Here is a 24,770-nt window from a genome sequence, read left to right on the forward strand (position 1 = left end):
AACATCGGACACACTTCCCTCCTCACACCTCACACCTCACACCTCACACCTTACCCCTCACGCCAGCCTCACGACTTCCGGCCCAGCATGGCCCTCAAACCGGCGATACCTGCCTGGCCCTTTTGCATCCGCTCCCCTTCGCTCGGCGGCTTGCGATTGTGCTCCCAGTCCAGATCCTGCTGGGGCAGCTCAAGCAAAAAGCGACTCGGCTCGGGCCGCACCATTTCACCGAACTGGCGCCGCTCCCGGCACAGGGTGAAGGTGAGCGCCTGCTGGGCGCGGGTAATGCCCACATAGGCCAGGCGCCGCTCTTCCTCGATATTGTCCTCGTCGATGCTGCTCTGGTGCGGCAGCAGCCCCTCTTCCATGCCCACCATGAACACGAAGGGAAACTCCAGGCCCTTGGAGGCGTGCAGCGTCATCAACTGCACCTGTTCGCCGTCGTCTTCCTCCTCGCCCCGCTCCATCATGTCGCGCAGGGTCAGGCGGGTGACCACCTGGGGCAGGGTCATGGCATCGTCCAGATCCGAGCCTTCCAGCATCTGGCTGACCCACTTGAACAGGGTGGACACGTTCTGCATGCGCATCTCCGCCGCCCGCGGGCTGGGGGAACTCTCGTACAGCCACTCCTCGTAGTGGATGTCCTTGATCATGTCGCGCACCGCTTCCACCGCGTTGCCGCGCGCCGCCTCGTCGCCCCGGCGCACCAGCCAGTCGCAGAAGGCGCGCACCGCCACCAGGCCCCGGCCGCCGAGGTGCTGCTCCAGGCCCAGCTCGAAACTGGCGGCGAACAGGCTTTTTCCCCGCTGATTGGCGTAGGTGCCCAGCTTTTCCAGGGTGGTGGGCCCGATTTCCCGCCGCGGGGTGTTCACCACCCGCAGGAAGGCGTTGTCGTCGTCCGGGTTCACCAGCAGCCGCAGGTAGGCCATGATGTCCTTGATCTCGGTGCGCGAGAAAAAGGAAGTGCCGCCGCTGATCTTGTAGGGAATGCGGTTGGTCATCAGCGCCTTTTCCAGCACCCGGGACTGGTGGTTGCCCCGGTAGAGGATGGCGTAGTCGCCGAACTTGCTGCCGTTCATAAACTTGTGGCCCATGATCTCGGCCACCACCCGCTCCGCCTCGTGCTCCTCGTGCTTGGCGAACAGCACCCGTACCGGTGCCTCGTATTCCATCTCCGAGAACAGCTGCTTGTCGAACACATGGGGATTGTTGGCGATCAGGATGTTGGCGCACTGCAGGATGCGCCCCCGGGAGCGGTAATTCTGCTCCAGCTTGATCACCTTGAGGCTGGGGTAGTCCTCCTTCAGCAGCACCAGGTTCTGGGGCCGCGCCCCGCGCCAGGAATAGATGGACTGATCGTCGTCCCCCACCACGGTGAAGCGGGCCCGCTCGCCGGCGATCAGCTTGACCAGCTCGTACTGGCTGGTGTTGGTGTCCTGGTATTCGTCCACCAGGAGGTAACGGATCTTGTTCTGCCAGTAAGCGCGCACCTCGGCGTTGGTCTTGAGCAGCAGGGTCGGCATCAGGATCAGATCATCGAAGTCCAGGGCATTGTAGGCCTTCATCTGCCGCTGGTAGCGCTCATAGCACTGGGCGAACAGCACCGTTTCCGGATCCGTGGCCAGCCGGGCCGCCCGCGCCGGCAGCACCAGATCGTTCTTCCAGTTGGAGATGGTGGACAGCAGGCGGGAAATCTTGTCCTTGTCGTTATCCAGCTCCTGCTCGGTCAGCTCCTTGATCAGCGCCAGCTGATCCTGATCGTCGAACAGGGAGAAGCCGGCCTTGAGCCCCAGGGTCTTATGCTCGCGGCGGAGGATCTCCAGCCCCAGGGTATGGAAGGTGGACACCATCAGCCCCCGGGCCTCGTGCTTGCCCAGGGTCTGGGCCACCCGCTCCTTCATCTCCCGCGCCGCCTTGTTGGTGAAGGTGACGGCGGCGATATGGCGCGCCTTGTAGTCGCACTGGCGCACCAGGTAGGCTACCTTGTTGGTGATCACCCGGGTCTTGCCGCTGCCGGCGCCGGCCAGCACCAGGCAGGGCCCGGCGATATAGCGTACGGCGTCGTCCTGGGCGGGGTTGAGTTTCATCGAGGCTCCTGGGGCGTTGAACGGCCGGTCATTTTAACGGCAGACAGCCTCCGGGTGAAGGCCGCCTTGTCATGGGCCCGGCTTTGGCTCATGATCCGCTCAGTTTTTTCTTTTCCCGGCAACATCATGGCGACCGACATCAAGGCACTCAGACGCGACTTTCCCACCCTGGCCCAAATCGTCAACGGCCACCCCCTGGTGTACCTGGACAACGCCGCCACCACCCAGAAGCCGCAGCCGGTGCTGGACGCCCTCAACCACTACTACCGGGATACCAACGCCAACGTGCACCGGGCTTCCCACGCCCTGAGCGGCCAGGCCACCCGGGCCTTCGAGCAGGCGCGGGAAAAGGTGGCGCGCTTTATCCACGCCCCCTCGGCCCGGGAAATCATCTGGACCCGGGGCACCACCGAAGCCATCAACCTGGTGGCCTTCAGCCTCGGCCGGCACGTCCTCCAACCCGGGGACGAGATCCTGCTCAGCACCCTGGAACATCACGCCAATATCGTGCCCTGGCAGCAGGCGGCGGCGGCCACCGGCGCCGTGCTGAAAGTCATTCCGCTTACCGACAGCGCCGAGCTGGACCTGGACGCCGCCGGGGCCCTTATCAGCGAGCGCACCCGGCTGCTGGCCATCGGCCATGTGTCCAACGCCCTCGGCCAGGTCAACCCGGTGGCAGAGCTTATCCGCCTGGCCAAGGCCGCCGGCGCCGTTACCCTGGTAGACGGCGCCCAGGCGGTGGGCCACTTCCCGGTGGACGTGCAGGCGCTCGGCTGCGACTTCTACGCCTTTTCCGGCCACAAGATGTTCGCCCCCACCGGCATCGGCGTGCTCTATGGCCGGAGCGAATGGCTGGAGCGGATGCCGCCCTGGCAGACCGGCGGCGAGATGATCAAAACCGTGAGCTTCGAGGCCACCACCTTCAACGCACCGCCCTTCAAGTTCGAGGCGGGCACCCCCAATATCGCCGGCGCCATCGCCCTGGGGGCGGCGGTGGATTACCTGGCCGCGCAGGACAGGGCCGCCCTGATGCGCCACGAGGACGCCCTGCTGCGCCAGTTGGTGGACGGGCTAAGCGCCATGGCCGATATCCGGGTGATCGGCCGCCCCCGGGCCGGCGCCGTCTCCTTCGTGATGGACGACGTTCACCCGCAGGATCTGGCCACCCTGCTCGACATGCAGGGCATAGCGGTGCGCACCGGCCACCACTGCGCCATGCCGCTGATGCAGGCGCTGGCCCTGCCCCAGGGCACGGTGCGCGCCTCCCTCGCCTTTTACAACACCGACGACGATGTCGCCGCCCTGCTGGCCGGCATCGACAAAGCCCGGGAGCTGCTGTGATGAACCACCCCTTCGGCACCGCCATCACCGACCAGGATATCCGCGCCCTCTTTGCCGCCGCCCACGGCTGGGAGGCCCGCTACAAGCAGCTGATTTTGCTGGCCAGGCAATTGCCGCCACTGCCGCCGGAGGCGAGAACCGAGGCCAACGCCATCCACGGCTGCGAAAGCCAGGCCTGGCTGTTGGCCGGACAGGACGCGCAGGGCCGCTGGCAGCTGCACTGCGACTCGGACGCCCGCATCGTCAAGGGTCTGATGGCGGTGGTGCTGGCCGCACTCAACAATAAAACCGCCGCCGACATCGCCGCCTTCGACATGGAGGCCTACTTCGAGGAATTGCAGCTGCTCAACCACCTGAGCCCCTCTCGGGGCAACGGCCTGCGGGCCGTGGTGGAGGCGATTAAAACCAAGGCCGGAAGCTAGAAGCTGGAGTATGCCCTTTGGCCGATGGTCCACACCCCATCAAAAGCCAACAACAGCTGGTGACCAGGGGATGAGCCGCCGGAGGCGCTCTTAACTTCCAGCCTCCGGCTTCTCGCTTCCGGCTTCAGCCGCCAGCTTCGCCAGCACCCGGCCGACCATAAAGAAGCCGAAGGTGGCAGTGATATGGGTGGCGGCGCCGAAACCGGAGGCGCAGTCCATCTTCATGGTGCCGTCCGACTGCTGCTTGCTGCGGCAGATGCCGCCACTTCCGTCGGGGTAACGGGGCTGCTCGGTGGAGAAGACGCAGTCCACCCCGAACTTGCGCTTGGGGTTCTTGCTGAACTGGTAATTGCGGCGCAGCTCGCCGCGTACCTTGGCGGCCAGGGGATCCTGGATGGTCCGGCTGAGATCGGCGAGCTGGATCTGGGAAGGATCGATCTGGCCGCCGGCGCCGCCGGCGGTGATCACCGGGATCTTGTTGCGCTTGCAGAAGGCGATCAACGCCGCCTTGGCCCTGACCGAATCGATGGCGTCCAGCACATGGTCGAACCCCGCCAGCAGATGTGCTTCCAGGTTGTCCGGACCGATAAAGTCGTCCACCACCCTCACCTCGCAGTCCGGGTTGATCAGGGCGATCCGCTCGGCCATGGCGGCGGTCTTCTCGGCCCCGACCCGGTTGGAGAGGGCATGGATCTGACGGTTGGTGTTGGTGATGCAGATATCGTCCATGTCGATCAGGGTGATGCCGCCGATGCCGGAGCGCGCCAGCGCCTCCGCCGCCCAGGATCCCACCCCGCCGATGCCGATCACGCACACCCGGGCCGCGGCGAAACGGGCCAGGGCCTCCGCCCCGTACAGCCGGGCGATACCACCAAAACGCTCGTCAAAACTCATCTTCTGCTCCCCTTGGTTAAGCGGGCATTATATCAAGCCCGCTCTCCGTGAGGAGTGAAAGGTGAGGGGTGAGGAGAGCTACGCCGGTACATAATGGAGCCCTGCCCCCTCACTCCTCCCCATTGTGCAAACAAAAAGGGAGGCCGAAGCCTCCCGTTGTTACCGCTCTGTTTATTATCCGGTTCAGCCGCCGACGGCGATGTTCTTCATGTCGGTCATGTAGGCACGCAGGGTCTTGCCGATGATTTCCACCGGGTGGTTGCGAATGGCCTCGTTGACGTCGATCAGGCGACGGTTGTCGACGGAGTTGGACTCGACGCTGATGGTCTTGCCAATCACGTCGGTGCCCACCTTGGGCATGAACTTCTCGCGCAGCAGCGGCACGGCGGCGTTGGCGAACAGGTAGTTGCCGTACTCGGCGGTGTCGGAGATCACCACGTTCATCTCGTACAGACGCTTGCGCGCTACGGTGTTGGCGATCAGCGGCAGCTCGTGCAGTGACTCGTAGTAGGCGGACTCGTCGATGATGCCGGACGCGGTCATGGCTTCGAACGCCAGCTCCACGCCGGCCTTGACCATGGCCACCAGCAGGATGCCGTTGTCGAAGTATTCCTGCTCGCCGATCACCACGTCGGTGGCTGGGTACTGCTCGAAGCTGGTGCTGGCGGTTTCTTCACGCCAGGTCAGCAGGTCGTGATCGTCCTTGGCCCAGTCGGCCATCATGCCGGCGGAGAAGTGGCCTTCAATGATGTCGTCCATGTGCTTGTTGAACAGCGGACGCATCAGCTCCTTCAGCTCCTCGGCCAGGTCAAAGGCCTTGATCTTGGCGGGGTTGGACAGGCGATCCATCATGTTGGTGATGCCGCCCTGCTTCAGGGCCTCGGTGATGGTTTCCCAGCCGAACTGGATCAGCTTGCCGGCGTAACCGGCGTCGATGCCCTCGGCCACCATCTTCTCGTGGCAGACGATGGCGCCGGCCTGCAGCATGCCGCACAGGATGGTCTGCTCGCCCATCAGGTCGGATTTCACTTCGGCCACGAAGGAGGACTCGAGCACGCCGGCACGGTCGCCGCCGGTGGCGGAGGCCCAGGCCTTGGCGATGGCCAGGCCTTCACCCTTGGGATCGTTCTCCGGGTGCACGGCGATCAGGGTGGGCACGCCGAAGCCGCGCTTGTATTCTTCGCGCACTTCGGTACCGGGGCACTTGGGCGCCACCATCACAACGGTGATATCCTTGCGGATCTGCATGCCTTCTTCCACGATGTTGAAACCGTGGGAGTAGCCCAGTGCGGCACCGTCCTTCATCAGCGGCATCACGGCGTTGACGGCAGAGGTGTGCTGCTTGTCGGGAGTCAGGTTCATCACCAGATCGGCGGTGGGGATCAGCTCTTCATAGGTGCCCACCTTGAAGCCGTTTTCGGTGGCCTGCACGTAGGACTTGCGCTTTTCGGCAATGGCTTCGGCGCGCAGGGCGTAGGACACGTCCAGGCCGGAGTCGCGCATGTTCAGACCCTGGTTCAGACCCTGGGCGCCACAACCGACGATGACGACTTTCTTGCCTTTCAGGTAGTTGCAACCATCGGCGAATTCTTCGCGCTTCATGAAACGGCACTTGCCCAGTTGCTCGAGCTGCTGACGCAAGTTCAGGGTGTTGAAATAGTTAGCCATGGCCTTTTGCTCCAATTAATCCGTTTAATACTTGAATTCCTGCACCGCCCGGCGGTGACGACCCCAGCACTATAACCCAGGCTTTTCGTTGCTTGAAATGATATATTCGAAACAGAGTATTTCATTTGGCGCAATGTGATGGATATCCGCAACCTGGAGCTGTTTCTCCACCTGAGCCAGAGCCTGCACTTCGGCCGCACCGCCGACGCCATGGCGGTCAGCCCCTCCACCCTGAGCCGGGCGATACAGCGGCTGGAGCAGGAACTGGGCTGCGAGCTGCTGGACCGGGACAACCGCAGCGTCACCCTGACCCCGGCCGGACTGCGCCTGCAGCAGTTCGCCGGTAACTGGCTGGCCGACTGGCAGGCCATGCGGGAGCAACTCAAGCAGAGCGAAAGCCCCCTGCAGGGTCGGCTGCGGCTGTTCTGCTCGGTCACCGCCAGCTACTTTCTGCTGCCGGACATACTGGCGCGCTTTCGCACCCGCTATCCCCAGCTGGAGCTGCGGCTGGAAACCGGGGATCCCGCCCTGGCCATCGACAAGGTATTGAACGACGAATCGGATCTGGCCATCGGCGCCCGCCCCGACGCCCTGCCCGCCAAGCTCGACTTTATCCGGCTGCAGACGGTACCCCTGGTGTTTATCGCCCCGCGCATCCCCTGCCTGGCCAACGAACTGCTGCAGGAGGCCAACGCCGACTGGAGCCGGATCCCGGTGATATTGCCGGAGCAGGGGGTGGCCCGCAAACGCACCAACCAGTGGTTCCGCAACAAGGGCATCAGCCCCCATGTCTATGCGGAGGTAGCCGGCAACGAGGCCATTGTCGGCATGGTGGCCCTGGGCTGCGGCATCGCCCTGGTGCCCACGGCGGTGATCGAGCACAGTCCCATGGCCGACAAGATCCGCCGGCTCGACGTGACCCCGGATCTCAAGCCCTTCGAAGTGGGTGTCTGCCTGCTGAAGAAACGGCTGGAGGATCCCCTGATCCAGGCCTTTCGCCAGATTGCCCTGCAACTGGCCAATCCCTGATCCCCATTGCCCCGGTGATTGGGTTACAATAGCGTCAATACTTTAAGGAGAGCGACCATGCTGGACCCGAAAAAACTGGAAGAGATCGCCAAGCAGATCCAAAACAACCTGCCCGCCGGGCTGAAGAACATTGGCGAAGAAGCGGAAAAGCGCATCCGCACCGTGCTGCAGGCGCAGCTGGGCAAGCTGGACATGGTGACCCGGGAAGAATTCGATGTGCAGACCAAGGTGCTGCTGCGCACCCGGGAAAAGCTGAACGAGCTGGAAGCCAAGCTGGCCCAGCTCGAGCGCCAGCTGGCCGAAGGCCGGGATGAACAGCTCTGAGGCGGAGCACATCCGCCAGGCCTGCCTGCAGGTAGCCATCGAGGCTTATGAACAGGGCGGCCTGCTCGGATTGTGCCAGGAGGGCCGATTCGAGCTGGCGATGGATGCCATCCGCCACCTGACCCTGGCCCCCTTCTGTGACGAAGACCGGGAAAGCGCTTCCCGGTCTTAGTGTCAGATAAACTCGTAGGCGTCCCCGAACAACCGCTCGGCTTCCACCCCTTTCTCCTTGAAGGCCTCCCGCGCCACGCCCGCCATCTCGAAGCGGCCCGCCACATAGACGTCGTAGCCGGTCAGGCTGGGAAAGTCCTCCATGATGGCCTCGTGCACCAGGCCGGTGCGACCCTGCCAGTGCTCGTTGCCGTTCTGCACCACGGGCACATAGGTCAGTTCCCTGTGCTCGGCGGCCCAGGCCTTCATTTCGGCGTCGGCGTAGAGGTGATCCTCGAAACGCACGCCCCAGTACAGGAACACCGGCTTGTGCAGGCCATCCGCCAGCATCTTTTGCAGAATGGCACGGGTGTAGGCAAAGCCGGTGCCGCCTGCCATCAGGATCACCGGATGACGGGATTCGGCGCGCAGGTAGGCCTTGCCCGCCGGCAACTGCACCTCGATTTGCCCCTGCTCCTGCATCCGCGTCAGCACCTGCATGGCATAGCTGTTGTCGGGGGAGGCGCCGATATGCAGCTCCAGGGTGCCTTGCTCATTGGGCATGTTGGCGATGGAAAAGGGCCGCTTGTCGTCGTCCGCCATCACCACCAGCAGGTACTGACCAGACTGAAAATCCACGGTCTGTGCAGGCTTGAGCCGCACATACCAGAGGGTGTCGGCCATTTCTTCCAGGGCTTCTACACTACATGTTACTTTCTGCATGACTATCCTTTGGTCTCACTCTGTTCGGCACTCGCATCCAGGATCCCGAGTTGATCCCATAGCGCATCGACCCTTTGTTTTACTTCATCCGTCATCACTATGGGTTCACCCCACTCCCGCTCGGTTTCGCCCGGCCACTTGTTGGTGGCATCCAGGCCCATCTTGGAGCCCAGACCGGAGACCGGTGAGGCGAAATCCAGGTAGTCGATGGGGGTGTGCTCGATCAATGTGGTATCCCGCGCCGGGTCCATTCGGGTCGTAATGGCCCAGATCACGTCTTTCCAGTCTCTGGCATTGATGTCGTCGTCGCACACGATAACGAATTTGGTATACATGAATTGTCGTAAAAACGACCAAACGCCCAGCATGACACGTTTGGCATGGCCGGGGTAGCGTTTTTTCATGGTCACCACCGCCATGCGGTAGGAGCAGCCCTCCGGCGGCAGGTAGAAATCCACTATCTCGGGGAACTGCTTCTGCAGTATGGGCACGAACACCTCGTTCAGCGCCACCCCCAGCACCGCCGGCTCGTCGGGCGGCCGTCCGGTATAGGTGGAATGATAGATGGCGTCCCGCCGGCGGGTGATGCGCTCCACCGTGAACACCGGGAAGTCGTCGATCTCGTTGTAGTAGCCGGTATGGTCGCCATAGGGGCCTTCCGGCGCCGTCTCGTCCGGATAGATGTGGCCCTCGAGCACGATTTCGGCGCTGGCCGGCACCTCCAGGTCACTGCCGATGCACTTCACCACCTCGGTGCGGCTGCCCCGCAGCAGGCCGGCGAAGGCGTACTCCGACAGGGTGTCCGGCACCGGGGTCACGGCGCCGAGAATGGTGGCCGGATCGGCGCCCAGGGCCACCGCCACCGGATAGGGCTGGCACGGGTTGGCCTCCTGCCACTCGCGAAAATCCAGGGCCCCGCCCCTGTGACTGAGCCAGCGCATGATCACCTTGTTTTTACCCAGCAGTTGCTGACGGTAAATCCCCAGGTTCTGCCGCTTCTTGTAGGGGCCGCGGGTGATGGTCAGGCCCCAGGTGATGAGGGGTGCGGCATCGCCGGGCCAGCAGTGCTGGATCGGCAGCCGGGTCAGGTCGACCTCGTCCCCTTCCTGGATCACTTCCTGGCAGGGGGCGCTTTTCAGCCGCTTGACCGGCATGTTCAATACCTGCCTGAAGATGGGCAGCTTTTCCATCAGCTCCTTCAGTCCCTTGGGCGGCTCCGGCTCCTTCAGGTAGGACAGCCAGCGGCCCACGTCGCGCAGCGCGGCCACGTCCTGCTGGCCCATGCCCATCGCCACTCGCCTGGGCGTGCCGAACAGGTTGCCCAGCACCGGCATGTCGAAGCCCTTGGGGTTTTCAAACAGCAGCGCCGGCCCGCCGGCCTTGAGGGTGCGGTCGCAGATCTCGGTCATCTCCAGATAGGGATCGATTTCGTGCCGGATGCGCTTGAGTTCGCCCTGGGCTTCGAGTTGCGCGATAAAGTCTCGCAAATCCTTATATTTCATGGGTTTGTTCCGAGTGTATCGAGTGGCAGCGGGGATTATACCCGGTTAAGGATGGCTTGTATCGCCCACAAAAAACCGCGGTCGGGCCGCGGTTTTTTTTCAGGAAGACGGACGCTTACTTCTGCTGCCGTTTCATGGCTTCGAAGAACTCGTCGTTGGTCTTGGTCATGGCCAGCTTGTCGATGAGGAACTCGATGCCGTCGATCTCGCCCATGGGGTGGACGATCTTGCGCAGTATCCACATCTTCTGCAGCTCGTCCGGGGTGGTGAGCAGCTCTTCCCGGCGGGTGCCGGAACGGGTGATGTCGATGGCCGGGTAGACCCGCTTCTCGGCGATCTTGCGCGACAGGTGCAGTTCCATGTTGCCGGTGCCCTTGAACTCCTCGTAGATGACGTCGTCCATCTTGGAGCCGGTTTCCACCAGGGCGGTGGCGATGATGGTCAGGCTGCCGCCTTCCTCCACGTTACGGGCGGCGCCGAAGAAGCGCTTGGGCCGGTGCAGGGCGTTGGCGTCCACACCGCCGGTCAGCACCTTGCCGGAAGAAGGCACTACCGTGTTGTAGGCCCGGGCCAGGCGGGTGATGGAGTCGAGCAGGATCACCACGTCCTTCTTGTGCTCGACCAGGCGCTTGGCCTTTTCGATCACCATGTCGGCCACCTGTACGTGACGGGCCGCCGGCTCGTCGAAGGTGGAGGCGATGACCTCGCCCTTCACCATCCGCTGCATCTCGGTCACCTCTTCCGGACGCTCGTCGATCAGCAGCACGATCAGGGTGCATTCCGGGTGGTTGTAGGCGATGCTCTGGGCGATGTTCTGCAGCAGCATGGTCTTACCGGCCTTGGGCGGCGCCACTATCAGGCCCCGCTGGCCCTTGCCGATGGGGGAGGCCAGATCCAGTACCCGGGCGGTGATGTCTTCGGTGGAACCGTTGCCCCGCTCCATCTTCATGCGCTCGTTGGCATGCAGGGGGGTCAGGTTTTCGAACAGGATCTTGTTGCGGGAGTTTTCGGGCTTGTCGTAGTTGACTTCACTGACCTTGAGCAGGGCGAAATAGCGTTCCCCTTCCTTCGGCGGCCGGATCTTGCCGGAGATGGTGTCGCCGGTACGCAGGTTGAAGCGGCGGATCTGGCTGGGGGAAACATAGATGTCGTCGGGGCCGGCCAGGTAGGAAGAGTCGGCGCTGCGCAAAAAGCCGAAGCCGTCCTGCAGGATTTCCAGCACGCCGTCGCCGTAGATGTCCTCACCACTTTTGGCATGGGCCTTGAGGATGGCAAAGATGATGTCCTGCTTGCGCAGGCGGGCGAGGTTTTCCAGGCCCATCTCTTCCCCAAGCTTTATCAGCTCAGAGACAGGGGTATTCTTGAGTTCAGTAAGATTCATAGTGGTGAGTTTCTATCAACCAGGAATGTTAAACGGACAGAAAAGTCTGCTGGATTGATGCTTGAATTCGGAGAGCCCTAGGGCACAAATAGGCTAGCAAACGACCAATAAACTAGCACCAAAACGGGGAAGCGTCTAGCAAAAACCACAAGGGGCGCCTTGCGCACCCCTTGCATCACCGTTACAGGTTGGCGTCCAGAAACTCTTTCAATTGAGTCTTGGACAAGGCGCCTACCTTGGTCGCCGCCACTTCGCCGTTCTTGAACAGCAGCAGGGTGGGAATGCCACGAATACCGAACTTGGGCGGAGTATCTGCGTTCTGATCAATATTCAGCTTGGCCACGGTAACCTTGCCTTCGTATTCACCGGCCACCTCATCCAGGATGGGGGCGATCATCTTGCAGGGACCACACCATTCAGCCCAGAAATCTACCAGAACCGGGCCATCTGCCTTGATCACATCAGCATCGAAGCTGGCATCGGTCAGCTGAACAATTTTGTCACTCATCTCCAACTCCAGTCAGTTGTTCGACCCCGCCACAGAAAACGCCGGGGCAATTTAGTTGCCCTATTTCAAATGATCCTGTTTATTATTGCAAGCCTAACCTGATATTCTGAGCGCTATGAGCAAAACACACTTAACAGACGTCAAATTCGCCCAGTTGGGCCTGCTGCCCGAGGTGCTGGCCGGACTGGAAGCAAAGGGATTTCACCACTGCACGCCCATCCAGGCGTTGTCACTCCCTTATCTATTGGCAGGCAAGGATATCGCCGGACAAGCCCAGACCGGCACCGGAAAAACCATCGCCTTCCTCGCCGCTACCTTCAACCACCTGCTTACCACCCCCGCCCCCGCGGCGCGCCAGCAAAACCAGCCCAGGGCCATCATCATGGCGCCGACGCGCGAGCTGGCGGTGCAGATCTATAACGATGCCGACACCCTGAGCGACAGTACCGGTCTCAAGCTGGGCCTGGCCTACGGCGGCGAAGGCTATGAGAAGCAGGTCCAGGTGCTGGAAGCCGGCGTCGACATCCTGATCGGCACCACGGGCCGCATCATCGATTTCCTCAAGCAGCGGGTGATCGACCTGGGCGCCATCCAGGTGGTGGTGCTGGACGAAGCGGATCGCATGTTCGATCTCGGCTTTATCAAGGACATCCGCTACCTGTTCCGTCGCATGCCGCCGGCCCTCGAGCGCCAGAACATGCTGTTTTCCGCCACCCTGTCGCTGCGGGTGCAAGAGCTGGCCTACGAACATATGAACAGCCCCGAACACGTACAGATCGAACCCGAGCAAAAAACCGGCGTGCGTATTCAGGAAGAGCTGTTCTACCCGGCCCAGGAAGACAAGATGCTGCTGCTGCTCAGCCTGATGGAGGAGGAATGGCCCGACAAGGCCATCGTCTTCGCCAACACCAAGCACAGCTGCGAGGAAGTCTATGCCTGGCTGAAGGCCGACGGCCACCGGGTTGGCCTGCTCACCGGCGACGTGCCCCAGAAGAAGCGGCTGAAGATACTGGAAGAGTTTACCACTGGCGTGCTCGACATCCTGGTGGCCACCGATGTGGCGGCCCGCGGCCTGCACATTCCCGACGTCACCCATGTGTTCAACTACGACCTGCCCGACGACGCGGAAGACTACGTGCACCGTATCGGCCGCACCGGCCGTGCCGGCGCTAGCGGCCACTCCATCAGCTTCGCCTGCGAGGAATACGTGTTCAACCTGCCGGCGGTGGAAGCCTATATCGAGCACGAGATCCCGGTCAGCAAGTACGACAAGGACGCCCTGCTCGACGACGTAACTCCGCCCAAACGCATTCACCACCACAGGGCAGCCGCCAACCGCAACCTGCGTGATCGCCAGGGCAGCGGCGGCCAGCGCCGCCCCGGTGGCAATAACCGGCGCCGGCGCCCCCAGGGTGCCCGGAGCTGAGTTGACGTGAAAAACCCGGCTCTGTATGCCGCCATCGATCTCGGCTCCAACAGCTTTCACATGCTGGTGGTGCACGAGGTCGAAGGTGCCTGCCGCACCCTGGCCAAGGTCAAGCGCAAGGTCCGACTGGCCGCCGGCCTGCAGCCGGACGGCAGTCTCGATGCCGCCGCCATGCAGCGGGGTTGGGACTGCCTTCGGTTGTTCGCCGAACAGTTGCAGGACGTGCCCGCCGGACAGATCCGCATCGTCGGCACCGCCACCCTGCGGCTGGCCCGCAATATCGACGTCTTTATCGAACGGGCCGAGTCCATCCTCGGCCACCCCGTCAACATCATCTCCGGCGAGGAAGAAGCGGCCACCATCTACCAGGGCGTGGCCTGGACCTCTTCCGGTACCGGGCGGCGGCTGGTGATCGACATCGGCGGCGCCAGCACCGAGCTCATCATCGGGGAAAGCACCAGCCCGCAACTGCTGCACAGCCTGGACATGGGCTGTGTCACCTGGCTCCGGCGCCATTTTGCCGATGGCGAGCTGTCCGCCCACAACTTCGAGCAGGCCATCACCGCCGCCCAGCAGACCCTGGCGTCGGTGGCCGCCGCCTACCTCAAGCTGGGCTGGCAGGGCTGCATCGGTGCCTCCGGCACCGTGCAGGCCATCCAGGAAATCATGATAAGCCAAGGGGAAAACGAGCAGATCACCCTGGCCAAGCTGCGCCAGCTGCAACAACAGGTGATGGCCTGCGGCCATCTCGACCGCTTGCAACTGCCCGGGCTGCAGCCGGAGCGGGTACCCGTGTTCCCCTCGGGGCTCGCCATCCTGATCGCCCTGTTCGATACCCTGGCGATAGAATCCATGGTGCTGGCCGGCGGCGCCCTGCGCGAGGGTCTGGTGTACGGCATGCTGGGCCGGCGCCAGGAGTGCGACGCCCAGGAGCGGACCGCCGACAGCCTGATCGCCCGCTACCAGCTGGATCGCAGCCAGGGCGAGCGGGTCAGGAAGACGGCGCTGCGCGCCCTGGAGCAGGTTTCCCCGAACGCGGCGCCCCTGGCGCCCATGCTGGGCTGGGCCGCCCTGCTCTACGAGCTGGGCCTGTGCATCGAATACAAACAAGCGCCCGAGCACGCCGCCTATATCATCAGCCATATCGACCTGCCCGGCTTTACCCCGGCCCAGAAGCAACTGCTGGCCGCCCTGCTGCTCAATCAGCGGGACGAATTCAAGCCGGCGCCGCTGACCCGGCAGAGCGCCGTCGACACCGACCAGGCCATACTGCTGGCCCGGCTGCTGCGGCTGGCCATCATCCTCTGCCTGCGCCGCACCCGCGGCACCGTGCCCGAATTCCACCTGGCGGCAGAGGGCCATCGCCTGATCCTCACCCTGCCCACCGGCTGGAGCCGACAGCACCACCTGCGGGCCAGCGAGTTGCAGCAGGAGGCCAGGCGCCAGACCGAGCAGGGCTGGCCGCTTGAGATTATGGAGCGGGATTAGGGATCGTAATCAACCCCAAATCCCCGGTCCCCAGTCCCGAGCTTATTTCTCTTCCTGCAGCCAGGCGGCGACCCGCTTGGCGAAATAGGTCAGGATGCCGTCGGCCCCCGCACGCTTGAAGCACAGCAGGGACTCCATGATGGTTTCCCGCTCCTTCAGCCAGCCGTTCTGGATGGCCGCCATGTGCATGGCGTACTCGCCGCTGACCTGATAGGCGAAGGTGGGCACCCCGAACTGCTCCTTGACCCGACGCACCACGTCCAGGTAGGGCATGCCCGGCTTCACCATCACCATGTCGGCGCCTTCCTGGATGTCCAGTGCCACTTCCTGCAGCGCCTCGTCGCCGTTGGCCGGATCCATCTGGTAGGTGGCCTTGTTGCCGCCCTTGAGATTTCCCGCCGAGCCGACCGCGTCGCGGAAGGGGCCATAGTAATTGGAGGCGTACTTGGCGGAATAGGCCATGATCTGGGTATTGACGAAGCCGGCTTCTTCCAGCGCCTGGCGGATGGCGCCGATGCGGCCGTCCATCATGTCGGACGGCGCCACTATGTCGGCACCGGCTTCGGCGTGGCTCAGGGCCTGCTTGACCAGCACCTCGGTGGTCATGTCGTTAAGGACATAGCCCTGCTCGTCGATGATGCCGTCCTGGCCGTGGGTGGTGAAGGGATCCAGGGCCACGTCGGTCATTACCCCCAGTTCCGGGAAGGCTTCCTTCAGTGCCCGCACCGCTTCCTGGGCCAGGCCATCGGGGCTGTAGGCTTCTTCCGCCAGCAGGGATTTCTGGCTGGCGTTGACCACGGGGAACAGGGCGACCAGCGGAATCCCGAGCCGCACCAGTTCGGCCGCCTCCTCCAGCAGCAAATCGATGGACAGGCGCTCCACCCCCGGCATGGAGGGCACCGCCTCGCGGCGCTGGAAGCCGGGCAGCACGAACACCGGGTAGATCAGATCGTCCACGGTCAGGCGATGCTCGCGCACCAGCCGGCGGCTAAAGTCGTGCTTGCGCACGCGACGCAGGCGACGGTTGGGAAAACCGCCGAAAACTTGTTCGGTCATGACTGCTCCTCAATGCGGAAAAAGGCGCGGCTGGTCGCCGTGACGGCGGCGATCAGGGCATGGGGTTCGTCGCCCCGGCACTCGGCGATACGCCGGACGATATGGGGCAGATAGGCGGGCTCGTTGCGCCGGGAAGCCGGTCTGGGCAGCAGATCCCGCGGGATCAGGTAGGGGCTGTCGGTTTCCACCATCAGCCGTTCGGCCGGGATCTGGCGCACCAGTTGCTGCAGTTCCCGGCCCCGGCGCTCGTCGCAGATCCAGCCGGTGATGCCGATATGCAGATCCAGCGCCAGGCAATCGCGCAGCTCCACCTCGGTGCCGGTAAAGCAGTGCAGCACCGCGGCCGGCAGACGATCGCGCCAGGGGGCCAGTATCTCCATAAAACGTGGATGGGCATCCCGGCAGTGCATAAACACCGGCATATTCAGCTCGGCGGCCAGGGCCAGCTGGGCTTCGAAGGCCGCATCCTGTTGGGGGCGGGGCGAGAAGTCCCGGTTGTAGTCGAGGCCGCACTCGCCGATGGCCACCACCTGGGGCTGGGCCGCCAGCCGGCGCAGCTCGTCCAGGCTGTGCTCATCGAAGTGGCGCGCCTCGTGAGGATGCACACCGGCGGTGGCGTGGCAGAAGGCGGGGTTGGCGGCGGCATAGTCGGCCACCGCCCGGCTTTCCACCAGGCTGGTACCGGTGAGGATCAGGCCCGTCACCCCGGCCGCCCTGGCCCGCTCGACCACCAGCTCCCTGTCCTTGTCGAACTGGCTGCTGGTGAGGTTGACGCCGATGTCGATCATGAGCTGCCGTCCCGCTCTTCTTCATCGCCCTCCGGCGCTCGCACATAGAAACGGGCGAAGAAGACCCCGACCTCGAACAGCAGCCACATGGGAATGGCCAGCAGGGTCTGGGAAATAACGTCGGGCGGCGTCAGCAGCATGCCGACGATAAAGACGATGACGATCACATAGGGACGCTTGGCAGAGAGATCCTTCGGCGTGGTCACGCCGGTCCAGCACAGCAGTATGGTGGCAATGGGGATCTCGAAGGCGATACCGAAGGCGATAAAGAGCCCCAGCACGAAATCCAGGTAGCTGGCGATGTCGGTCGCTATGGTTACCCCTTCCGGCGCCATCTTGGTAAAGAAACCGAAGGCCAGGGGGAACACCACGAAATAGGCGAAGGCGGCACCGGCATAGAACAGCAGGGCACTGGAAAACACCAGGGGCGCGATCAGCCGTTTCTCGTGCTTGTACAGGCCCGGGGCGATAAAGGCCCACACCTGGTACAGCACATAGGGGATGGCGGCGAAGAAGGACACGATCAGGGTCAGCTTCAGCGGCGTCAGGAAGGGCGTCGCCACACCGGTGGCGATCATGCTGGCCCCTTCCGGCAACTGGCTGAGCAGCGGCTCCGCCAGTATGGTGTAGATATCGTTGGCAAAATAAACCAGGGCCAGGAACACCACCAGGATGGCGGCGAAGGCACGGAGTAGACGACTCCTCAGCTCCACCAGATGGCTGATCAGCGGCTGCTGCGTTTGACTCATTTAGGATTTGTCCTGCGGCTCTTTCGGGGTGGGGGCATCATCGGTGACGGCTGGCGAACCGGACTTTTTCTCGTAGGGTCGGTTGACCGAAGCCGCCGCCTCTTTCAACTCGTCGATGGATTGCTTGAGCTCGGGGCTCAGATCCTGCATGCCGAGCTGCTCGGCCTTTTTCAGATCCCGATGCAGCTCTTCCATTTTCAGCTCCTGGGCCAGTTCGGTCTTGACCGCGTTGGCGGTATCGCGCACCGTTTTAAACAGCCGGGATACGGTCCTGATGGCCACGGGCAGCCGCTCCGGCCCCAGCACCAGCAGCCCGATCACGGAGATGACGATCAGCTCCCAGAAACCGATATCGAACATGATTACACCCGATCTTTGTCTTTGGTTTTATCCTGCTCTTGCTGGTTCGGCAGCTCGCCCTGCTCTTTCTTGTCGGCCAGTTTCTGCTGCTCGAAGTCGGCGTCTTTCTTGCCTTGCTCATCGTCATTCATGGCCTTCTTGAAGCCCTTGACCGCCGATCCCAGATCGGAGCCCAGGCCGCGCAGCTTCTTGGTACCGAACAGCAGTACCACGATCAACACCACGATAAGCAATTGCCAAATACTGATTCCACCCATAACACACTTTTCCTATGTAGACAGAGAACGATAAAAAACCATTATATCCGGGCTTGATGACAGAGTGTTGATACCAGATCAAACTACCGGGCCGTGCGCCGCCATCCCAGCCACCATACAACCAAAGTGAACACCATACCAGACATGGCCCACTGGGTTTTGTCCATGCCCAGCAGCAGGGTGCTGGCCAGCAGGGTGGAGGCCCCCACCGCCAGCAGAAAGCGGCCCTGGCCCTGGCCCTTGTTGTGGCGGGTAAACTGGTCGTAAAGCCCCTGCATCTGCCGCTGCTGCAGCTTGGCCTGGCGCAGCGAGTCGTATACCAGCTCCGGCAGATCCGGCAGTTTCTCCGCCCAGAACGGCGCCTTTTCCTTCACCGCGTTGATCACCGCCTTGTAGCCCACCTGCTGTTGCATCCAGTCTTCCAGAAACGGCTTGGCGGTCTTCCACAGATCCAGCTGCGGATAGAGCTGACGACCGACTCCTTCCACGTAGAGCAGGGTTTTCTGCAGCAGCACCAGTTGCGGCTGCACCGCCATGTTGAAGCGACGGGCGGTATTAAACAGGTTGAGCAGCACATGGCCGAAGGAGATCTCGGACAGGGGCTTTTCGAAGATGGGCTCCAGCACGGTACGGATGGCCGACTCGAACTCCTCCACCTTGGTGTCTGCCGGCACCCAACCCGACTCCACGTGCAGCTCGGCCACCTTGCGGTAGTCCCGGTTGAAGAAGGCCAGGAAGTTCTCCGCCAGGTAGCGCTTGTCGTCCCGGTTGAGGGTGCCCACTATGCCGCAGTCGATGCCGATCCACTGGGGGTCTTCCGGGTGCTCGTAAGACACGAAGATATTGCCCGGGTGCATGTCGGCGTGGAAGAAGCTGTCGCGGAACACCTGGGTGAAGAACACCTCCACCCCCCGTTCGGCCAGCAGTTTCATGTTGGTGCCGTTGGCTTCCAACGCCTCGATATCGGACACGGGAATGCCGTAGATGCGTTCCATCACCAGCACGTTTTCATGGCAATAGCTGGGGTAGATCTCCGGCACATAGAGGGTCCGGGAGCCCTCGAAGTTGCGGCGCAGCTGGATGGCATTGGCCGCTTCCCGCAACAGGTTCAGCTCATCGAGCAAGGTCTTGCGGTACTCCTCCACCACCTCGACCGGCCGCAGCCGGCTGCTGCGTTCGGGCACCAGGCGGGCGATCAGGGTTGCCATGGAGTACATCAGGCTGACGTCCGCCTCGATAACCTTCTCGATGCCGGGCCGGATCACCTTGATCACAATTTCCTGCCCCGTCTTCAGCCGGGCGGTATGCACCTGGGCGATGGAGGCGGAGGCCAGGGGCCGTTCATCGAAGTCGTCGAACAGCGCTTCGATGGGATGCTGCAGGCTGCGCTCTATCTGCTTGCGGGCCAGGGCACCATCGAAGGGCGGCACCCTGTCCTGCAGCAGGGCGAGCTCTTCCGCGATGTCCAGCGGCAGCAGATCCCGGCGGGTGGAGAGCATCTGCCCGAACTTGATGAATACCGGGCCCAGGCTTTCCAGAGCCAGGCGGATGCGTTTGCCACGGGACAAATCCGGGTGTCGGTTTTTCAGCCAGAACAGGCTGCGGCGGGCAAGCCGTGCCGGCCACACCTGCAACCGGGCTGGGATCAGCTCGTCCAGGCCGTAGTCGAACAGGGTCTTGCCAATCTGATAGAGGCGAAGCAATTCCCGCACTTTTCTCATGAGTGAACCACCTTGTCCGCCAGGGTCGCCAGCCGTGCCTGCAGACGGATCAGACGCTTGTTCAGTTCCGCCACCTCATCATTGAAGTCGGCCAGTTCCAGGGAGCCTACCGCCAGCCGGGCTTCCTCGCGCACATAGTCGCCCAGGTGGGCCCTGGCCCCCATCAGGCGCCGCTCGACGCCGGTGCCCAGCTCCCGGCCGTGCCGGCACAGCAGGTGCGCCAGAATGTCTCCGGTATAGGGTACCAAGAGGGACTCCACATCGATGGTCGGATCCTTGAGCAGGGCCGCCAGATCCTGCCAGGGCTGGGGATCGCCCTCCAGATCGATGCGCCCATCGCGGATATATTGCATCAGCAGGCCCTTGTCTTTCAGCAGGCCAAGGGCATTGAGAGACAGGCTCAGGTGGCTGTCCGGCCGACCTTCGTAGCGTCCGAGGATCTCCAGACGCTCGCCGGAAAACAGCAGAAAACCGCTGGCAATCTCGTTCACCGTCAGTTGCAGCACCTTGCCCTGCAGCGGCTGCATCTTCCGCCGCCGCTCGGCATCCTGCAGGATAAAACGGTTAGCTATTCTTTCCAGAGCGCCATTCAACAGGGGGAGCAGCAGATCCTTCATCAGAACTTGAACCCGCGGTGCAGCGCCACTATGCCGTCGGTCAGGTTGAAATACTCCACCTGTTCGAGGCCGGCCTGCTCCATCATGGCTTTCAGGGTTTCCTGATCCGGATGCATGCGGATGGACTCGGCCAGATACTGGTAACTGTCACTGTCTTTCGCCACCAGGGCGCCCATCTTCGGCAGAATGTTAAAGGAATAGAAGTCGTACAGCTTGTTCATGACTTCGTGCTGGGGCTTGGAAAACTCCAGCACCAACAGGCGTCCGCCGGGCTTGAGCACCCGTTGCATGGAGGCCAGCGCCTTGTCCTTGTCGGTAACGTTACGCAGGCCGAAGGCGATGGTAATCAGGTCGAAATGGTTGTCGGGGAAGGGCAGTTGTTCGGCATTGGCCTGTACATAGGCGATATTGCTGCCCAGCCCCATATTGCGCAGCTTGTCCCGGCCTACCTTGAGCATGGAGTCGTTGATGTCGGCCAGCACTACCTGACCGGTTTCCCCCACGATGCGGGAGAACTTGGCGGTCAAATCACCGGTGCCTCCGGCCAGATCCAGCACCTTCTGTCCCTTGCGCACTCCGGAGCAGTCGATAGCAAAGCGCTTCCACAGACGATGGATGCCGAACGACATCAGATCGTTCATCAGATCATACTTGGCGGCCACAGAGTGGAACACGCTGGCGACCATCTGCTCCTTTTCAGTGGCATCCACGGTTTTATAGCCAAAATGGGTCGTCGACTTGTGCTGTTCTGACATTCTGAAGACACCTGTAACAATCAAAGGGGGTAGTGTACTGCAAATGCGCAGACCGGACTAACGGGAAGCGATCAGGCTGCCGGTCAACTGCATGCCCAAATAGGTAAAGATGATACAGCAAACCACATTGAGAGACACATTCAATACCGCCTTGAGCCAGTGGCCCTGCTCCAGCAGCAGTACCGTATCGAGGGAAAAGGAAGAGAAGGTCGTCAGGGCGCCGAGCATTCCCACCACAAAGAAGGGTCGCCAGGAGTGGGCCCCGACCACCCCCTGCTGGATCAGCACGAACACCACCCCGATCAACAGCGAGCCGGCCAGGTTCACCGAGAGGATACCGAAGGGGAAGCCCTTGCCGAACAGGCGCCCCATCAGCTCGGTCACACTGAAACGCAAAATGGCCCCGATGGCCCCCCCCATCCCGATAAAGAGCAGCGTTTTCATCCCGGATCACCCGCCAAGCAAAGAGGGTCTCATTGTAAATAACTGATCCTGATAGTGCTACATCGAGCGGGCACCACACGCCGACACACCGTGAACATCCTTGGGGCTCCGCCGTGCCCTACCTGGCGCGGAGGCTCTGCTTGGCTGTCCCCGTTCGCTGCCATTCGGTACAGCATATTACTCACATGGTGGTGCCAAGGGTGGGAATACGGGCAAACACAAGGAATGACAGATATGAAAAAACCCCGACACTTTCGTATCGGGGTTTTCCAATTGGGTGCCTGGCAGTGACCTACTTTCACATGGCAGCTGCCACACTATCATCGGCGCGGGTGCGTTTCACTTCTGAGTTCGGCATGGGGTCAGGTGGGACCACAACGCTATCGCCGCCAGGCATAAACTTTCAATCCGGAAAAGCTGTCTTCGATGAATTCGTTCTCGAAACCGCAAGGTCTCACACTTCTTGGGTGTTGTATGGTTAAGCCGCACGGGTCATTAGTACAGGTTAGCTGCACGTATCGCTACGCTTCCACACCCTGCCTATCTACGTCCTAGTCTCGGACGGCCCTTTAGAGAGCTCGAAGCTCTAGGGATGACTCATCTCGGGGCTCGCTTCCCGCTTAGATGCTTTCAGCGGTTATCGATTCCGAACTTAGCTACCGGGCAGTGCCATTGGCATGACAACCCGAACACCAGCGGTTCGTTCACTCCGGTCCTCTCGTACTAGGAGCAACCCCCCTCAATCATCCAACGCCCACGGCAGATAGGGACCGAACTGTCTCACGACGTTCTGAACCCAGCTCGCGTACCACTTTAAATGGCGAACAGCCATACCCTTGGGACCGACTTCAGCCCCAGGATGTGATGAGCCGACATCGAGGTGCCAAACACCGCCGTCGATATGAACTCTTGGGCGGTATCAGCCTGTTATCCCCGGAGTACCTTTTATCCGTTGAGCGATGGCCCTTCCATTCAGAACCACCGGATCACTATGACCTGCTTTCGCACCTGCTCGACCTGTCCGTCTCGCAGTTAAGCTGGCTTATGCCATTGCACTAACCGTACGATGTCCGACCGTACTTAGCCAACCTTCGTGCTCCTCCGTTACGCTTTGGGAGGAGACCGCCCCAGTCAAACTACCCACCAGGCACTGTCCGCAACCCCGATTAGGGGCCAACGTTAGAACATCAAACATACAAGGGTGGTATTTCAAGGTCGGCTCCACGGCAACTGGCGTCACCGCTTCTCAGCCTCCCACCTATCCTACACATGTAGGGTCAATGTTCAGTGCCAAGCTATAGTAAAGGTTCACGGGGTCTTTCCGTCTAGCCGCGGGTACACCGCATCTTCACGGCGATTTCAATTTCACTGAGTCTCGGGTGGAGACAGCGTGGCCATGGTTACACCATTCGTGCAGGTCGGAACTTACCCGACAAGGAATTTCGCTACCTTAGGACCGTTATAGTTACGGCCGCCGTTTACCGGGGCTTCGATCAAGAGCTTCACCTTGCGGCTAACCCCATCAATTAACCTTCCGGCACCGGGCAGGTGTCACACCGTATACGTCCTCTTACGAGTTTGCACAGTGCTGTGTTTTTGATAAACAGTCCCAGCCACCTGGTCACTGCGACTGGCTCAGGCTCCATCCGCAAGGGACTTCACCCGCTCCAGCGTACCTTCTCCCGAAGTTACGGTACTATTTTGCCTAGTTCCTTCACCCGAGTTCTCTCAAGCGCCTTGGTATTCTCTACCCGACCACCTGTGTCGGTTTGGGGTACGGTTCACACACATCTGAAGCTTAGAGGCTTTTCCTGGAAGCCGGGCATCAATGACTTCGTCACCGTGGTGACTTCGTCTCGGGTCTCAGTGTTGTGCGTCCGGATTTGCCTAAACGCACCACCTACATCCTTTCACCAGGACTACCAACGCCTGGCCCATCTAGCCTTCTCCGTCCCCCCATCGCAATGTGTGTCAGTACGGGAATATTAACCCGTTTCCCATCGACTACGGCTTTCGCCCTCGCCTTAGGGGCCGACTCACCCTGCCCCGATTAACGTTGGACAGGAACCCTTGGTCTTCCGGCGAGGAGGTTTTTCACCCCCTTTATCGTTACTCATGTCAGCATTCGCACTTCTGATATCTCCAGCATGCCTCACGACACACCTTCGCAGACTTACAGAACGCTCCCCTACCACTCAGAATAAATTCTGAATCCGCGGCTTCGGTGCCTGGTTTAGCCCCGTTACATCTTCCGCGCAGGCCGACTCGACCAGTGAGCTATTACGCTTTCTTTAAATGATGGCTGCTTCTAAGCCAACATCCTGGCTGTCTGAGCCTTCCCACCTCGTTTCCCACTTAACCAGAACTTGGGGACCTTAGCCGGCGGTCTGGGTTGTTTCCCTCTTCACGACGGACGTTAGCACCCGCCGTGTGTCTCCCGGATAGTACTTACTGGTATTCGGAGTTTGCATGGGGTTGGTAAGTCGGGATGACCCCCTAGCCCAAACAGTGCTCTACCCCCAGTAGTATTCGTCCGAGGCGCTACCTAAATAGCTTTCGGGGAGAACCAGCTATCTCCCGGTTTGATTGGCCTTTCACCCCCAGCCACAGGTCATCCCCTAACTTTGCAACGTTAGTGGGTTCGGTCCTCCAGTTGATGTTACTCAACCTTCAACCTGCCCATGGCTAGATCACCGGGTTTCGGGTCTACTCCTAGCAACTCATCGCCCAGTTAAGACTCGGTTTCCCTACGGCTCCCCTATACGGTTAACCTTGCTACTAAAAGTAAGTCGCTGACCCATTATACAAAAGGTACGCAGTCACCCCACAAGGAGGCTTCCACTGCTTGTACGTACACGGTTTCAGGTTCTATTTCACTCCCCTCACAGGGGTTCTTTTCGCCTTTCCCTCACGGTACTGGTTCACTATCGGTCAGTCAGGAGTATTTAGCCTTGGAGGATGGTCCCCCCATGTTCAGACAGGATAACACGTGTCCCGTCCTACTCGATTTCACAACAAGGGCGGTTTGGTGTACGGGGCTATCACCCACTATGGCCGGCCTTTCCAGGGCCGTTCCACTA

23 protein-coding genes and 2 rRNA genes (1 of these 25 only partly in view) are annotated in these 24,770 nt (G+C 61.6%); 7 read left to right on the forward strand and 18 right to left on the reverse strand.

Annotated elements, in window-relative coordinates; all coding sequences use genetic code 11:
* Positions 1–68: 68 nt before the first annotated feature.
* Positions 69–2,087 carry a DNA helicase Rep gene (gene rep, locus AN401_RS17780; protein WP_096780093.1) on the reverse strand — a complete coding sequence of 673 codons (2,019 nt, stop codon included), beginning with the start codon at positions 2,085–2,087 and terminating at the stop codon, positions 69–71.
* A 126-nt stretch (positions 2,088–2,213) separates the two neighbouring features.
* Between rep and AN401_RS17785 the strand changes: the two genes are divergently transcribed.
* Positions 2,214–3,428: an aminotransferase class V-fold PLP-dependent enzyme gene (locus AN401_RS17785; protein ID WP_096780406.1), complete on the forward strand. Its 1,215-nt coding sequence runs from the start codon at positions 2,214–2,216 to the stop codon at positions 3,426–3,428.
* The gene (gene csdE, locus AN401_RS17790; protein WP_096780094.1) at positions 3,428–3,850 is read left to right on the forward strand and encodes a cysteine desulfurase sulfur acceptor subunit CsdE; all 423 of its coding nucleotides are present in this window, start codon (positions 3,428–3,430) and stop codon (positions 3,848–3,850) included. Before AN401_RS17785 ends, csdE begins: the two co-directional genes overlap by 1 nt.
* A gap of 90 nt (positions 3,851–3,940) precedes the next feature.
* On the opposite strand, the gene tcdA is transcribed toward csdE, so the two are convergent.
* Together tcdA and ilvC are read right to left on the reverse strand one after the other, a co-directional pair.
* Positions 3,941–4,744: a tRNA cyclic N6-threonylcarbamoyladenosine(37) synthase TcdA gene (gene tcdA / locus AN401_RS17795; RefSeq protein ID WP_096780095.1), complete on the reverse strand. Its 804-nt coding sequence runs from the start codon at positions 4,742–4,744 to the stop codon at positions 3,941–3,943.
* A 183-nt stretch (positions 4,745–4,927) separates the two neighbouring features.
* Positions 4,928–6,412 (reverse strand): ketol-acid reductoisomerase, encoded by a 1,485-nt coding sequence (gene ilvC, locus AN401_RS17800; protein WP_094039097.1) that lies wholly within the window; start codon positions 6,410–6,412, stop codon positions 4,928–4,930.
* A 138-nt stretch (positions 6,413–6,550) separates the two neighbouring features.
* Here ilvC and ilvY point away from each other — a divergent pair, with 138 nt between their 5' ends.
* From ilvY to AN401_RS17815, 3 genes are read left to right on the forward strand one after another with little or no spacing between them, the layout of a single operon-like run.
* A complete protein-coding gene (ilvY, locus tag AN401_RS17805) occupies positions 6,551–7,441 on the forward strand; it encodes an HTH-type transcriptional activator IlvY (protein ID WP_094039076.1) in 891 nt (296 codons plus the stop codon).
* Between the two features lie 57 nt (positions 7,442–7,498).
* Positions 7,499–7,765, forward strand: coding sequence for a ubiquinone biosynthesis accessory factor UbiK (gene ubiK, locus AN401_RS17810; RefSeq protein ID WP_096780096.1), 267 nt, complete (start codon positions 7,499–7,501; stop codon positions 7,763–7,765).
* Positions 7,752–7,937 (forward strand): acetyltransferase, encoded by a 186-nt coding sequence (locus AN401_RS17815; protein ID WP_096780097.1) that lies wholly within the window; start codon positions 7,752–7,754, stop codon positions 7,935–7,937. Before ubiK ends, AN401_RS17815 begins: the two co-directional genes overlap by 14 nt.
* A 2-nt stretch (positions 7,938–7,939) precedes the next feature.
* Here the strand turns inward: AN401_RS17815 and fre are convergent, their stop codons facing one another.
* The 4 genes from fre to trxA form a co-directional block, all read right to left on the reverse strand.
* Positions 7,940–8,638 carry an NAD(P)H-flavin reductase gene (gene fre / locus AN401_RS17820; protein ID WP_094039079.1) on the reverse strand — a complete coding sequence of 233 codons (699 nt, stop codon included), beginning with the start codon at positions 8,636–8,638 and terminating at the stop codon, positions 7,940–7,942.
* A 2-nt stretch (positions 8,639–8,640) separates the two neighbouring features.
* Positions 8,641–10,140 carry a 4-hydroxy-3-polyprenylbenzoate decarboxylase gene (gene ubiD, locus AN401_RS17825; RefSeq protein WP_096780098.1) on the reverse strand — a complete coding sequence of 500 codons (1,500 nt, stop codon included), beginning with the start codon at positions 10,138–10,140 and terminating at the stop codon, positions 8,641–8,643.
* Between the two features lie 115 nt (positions 10,141–10,255).
* Positions 10,256–11,521, reverse strand: coding sequence for a transcription termination factor Rho (gene rho / locus AN401_RS17830; protein WP_094039081.1), 1,266 nt, complete (start codon positions 11,519–11,521; stop codon positions 10,256–10,258).
* Positions 11,522–11,702: 181 nt separating this feature from the next.
* Positions 11,703–12,029, reverse strand: coding sequence for a thioredoxin TrxA (gene trxA, locus AN401_RS17835; RefSeq protein WP_094039082.1), 327 nt, complete (start codon positions 12,027–12,029; stop codon positions 11,703–11,705).
* Positions 12,030–12,144: 115 nt separating this feature from the next.
* Between trxA and rhlB the strand changes: the two genes are divergently transcribed.
* Together rhlB and gppA are read left to right on the forward strand one after the other, a co-directional pair.
* Entirely contained in the window at positions 12,145–13,455 is a 1,311-nt protein-coding gene (gene rhlB / locus AN401_RS17840) for an ATP-dependent RNA helicase RhlB (RefSeq protein ID WP_094039083.1), read from the forward strand.
* Between the two features lie 6 nt (positions 13,456–13,461).
* On the forward strand, positions 13,462–14,943 hold the full coding sequence (gppA, locus tag AN401_RS17845) for a guanosine-5'-triphosphate,3'-diphosphate diphosphatase (RefSeq protein ID WP_096780099.1): 1,482 nt from the start codon (positions 13,462–13,464) through the stop codon (positions 14,941–14,943).
* A 42-nt stretch (positions 14,944–14,985) separates the two neighbouring features.
* Here gppA and hemB read toward each other — a convergent pair whose 3' ends face one another.
* The 11 genes from hemB to AN401_RS17900 form a co-directional block, all read right to left on the reverse strand.
* Entirely contained in the window at positions 14,986–15,999 is a 1,014-nt protein-coding gene (gene hemB / locus AN401_RS17850) for a porphobilinogen synthase (protein WP_094039085.1), read from the reverse strand.
* Positions 15,996–16,787 (reverse strand): 3'-5' ssDNA/RNA exonuclease TatD, encoded by a 792-nt coding sequence (gene tatD, locus AN401_RS17855; protein WP_094039086.1) that lies wholly within the window; start codon positions 16,785–16,787, stop codon positions 15,996–15,998. The genes hemB and tatD overlap by 4 nt, the downstream gene beginning before the upstream one ends.
* Positions 16,784–17,536, reverse strand: a complete 753-nt coding sequence (gene tatC, locus AN401_RS17860) for a twin-arginine translocase subunit TatC (protein WP_094039087.1) — start codon at positions 17,534–17,536, stop codon at positions 16,784–16,786. Before tatC ends, tatD begins: the two co-directional genes overlap by 4 nt.
* Complete coding sequence (tatB, locus tag AN401_RS17865; RefSeq protein ID WP_094039088.1) at positions 17,537–17,896, reverse strand: Sec-independent protein translocase protein TatB; 360 nt, start codon at positions 17,894–17,896, stop codon at positions 17,537–17,539.
* A 2-nt stretch (positions 17,897–17,898) separates the two neighbouring features.
* A complete protein-coding gene (tatE, locus tag AN401_RS17870) occupies positions 17,899–18,153 on the reverse strand; it encodes a twin-arginine translocase subunit TatE (RefSeq protein ID WP_094039089.1) in 255 nt (84 codons plus the stop codon).
* A gap of 83 nt (positions 18,154–18,236) precedes the next feature.
* Complete coding sequence (gene ubiB / locus AN401_RS17875) at positions 18,237–19,874, reverse strand: ubiquinone biosynthesis regulatory protein kinase UbiB (RefSeq protein WP_094039090.1); 1,638 nt, start codon at positions 19,872–19,874, stop codon at positions 18,237–18,239.
* Positions 19,871–20,491: a ubiquinone biosynthesis accessory factor UbiJ gene (locus AN401_RS17880; RefSeq protein ID WP_094039091.1), complete on the reverse strand. Its 621-nt coding sequence runs from the start codon at positions 20,489–20,491 to the stop codon at positions 19,871–19,873. Before AN401_RS17880 ends, ubiB begins: the two co-directional genes overlap by 4 nt.
* Positions 20,491–21,246 carry a bifunctional demethylmenaquinone methyltransferase/2-methoxy-6-polyprenyl-1,4-benzoquinol methylase UbiE gene (gene ubiE / locus AN401_RS17885; protein ID WP_094039092.1) on the reverse strand — a complete coding sequence of 252 codons (756 nt, stop codon included), beginning with the start codon at positions 21,244–21,246 and terminating at the stop codon, positions 20,491–20,493. Before ubiE ends, AN401_RS17880 begins: the two co-directional genes overlap by 1 nt.
* A gap of 57 nt (positions 21,247–21,303) precedes the next feature.
* Positions 21,304–21,690 (reverse strand): fluoride efflux transporter CrcB, encoded by a 387-nt coding sequence (gene crcB / locus AN401_RS17890; protein ID WP_096780100.1) that lies wholly within the window; start codon positions 21,688–21,690, stop codon positions 21,304–21,306.
* A gap of 279 nt (positions 21,691–21,969) precedes the next feature.
* Positions 21,970–22,084: ribosomal RNA gene (rrf, locus tag AN401_RS17895) — 5S ribosomal RNA — on the reverse strand.
* Positions 22,085–22,164: 80 nt separating this feature from the next.
* Positions 22,165–24,770, reverse strand: a 23S ribosomal RNA gene (locus tag AN401_RS17900) (it continues 284 nt past the right edge of the window).

The organism is Zobellella denitrificans, assembly GCF_002407485.1.
Lineage (GTDB): Bacteria > Pseudomonadota > Gammaproteobacteria > Enterobacterales > Aeromonadaceae > Oceanimonas > Oceanimonas denitrificans.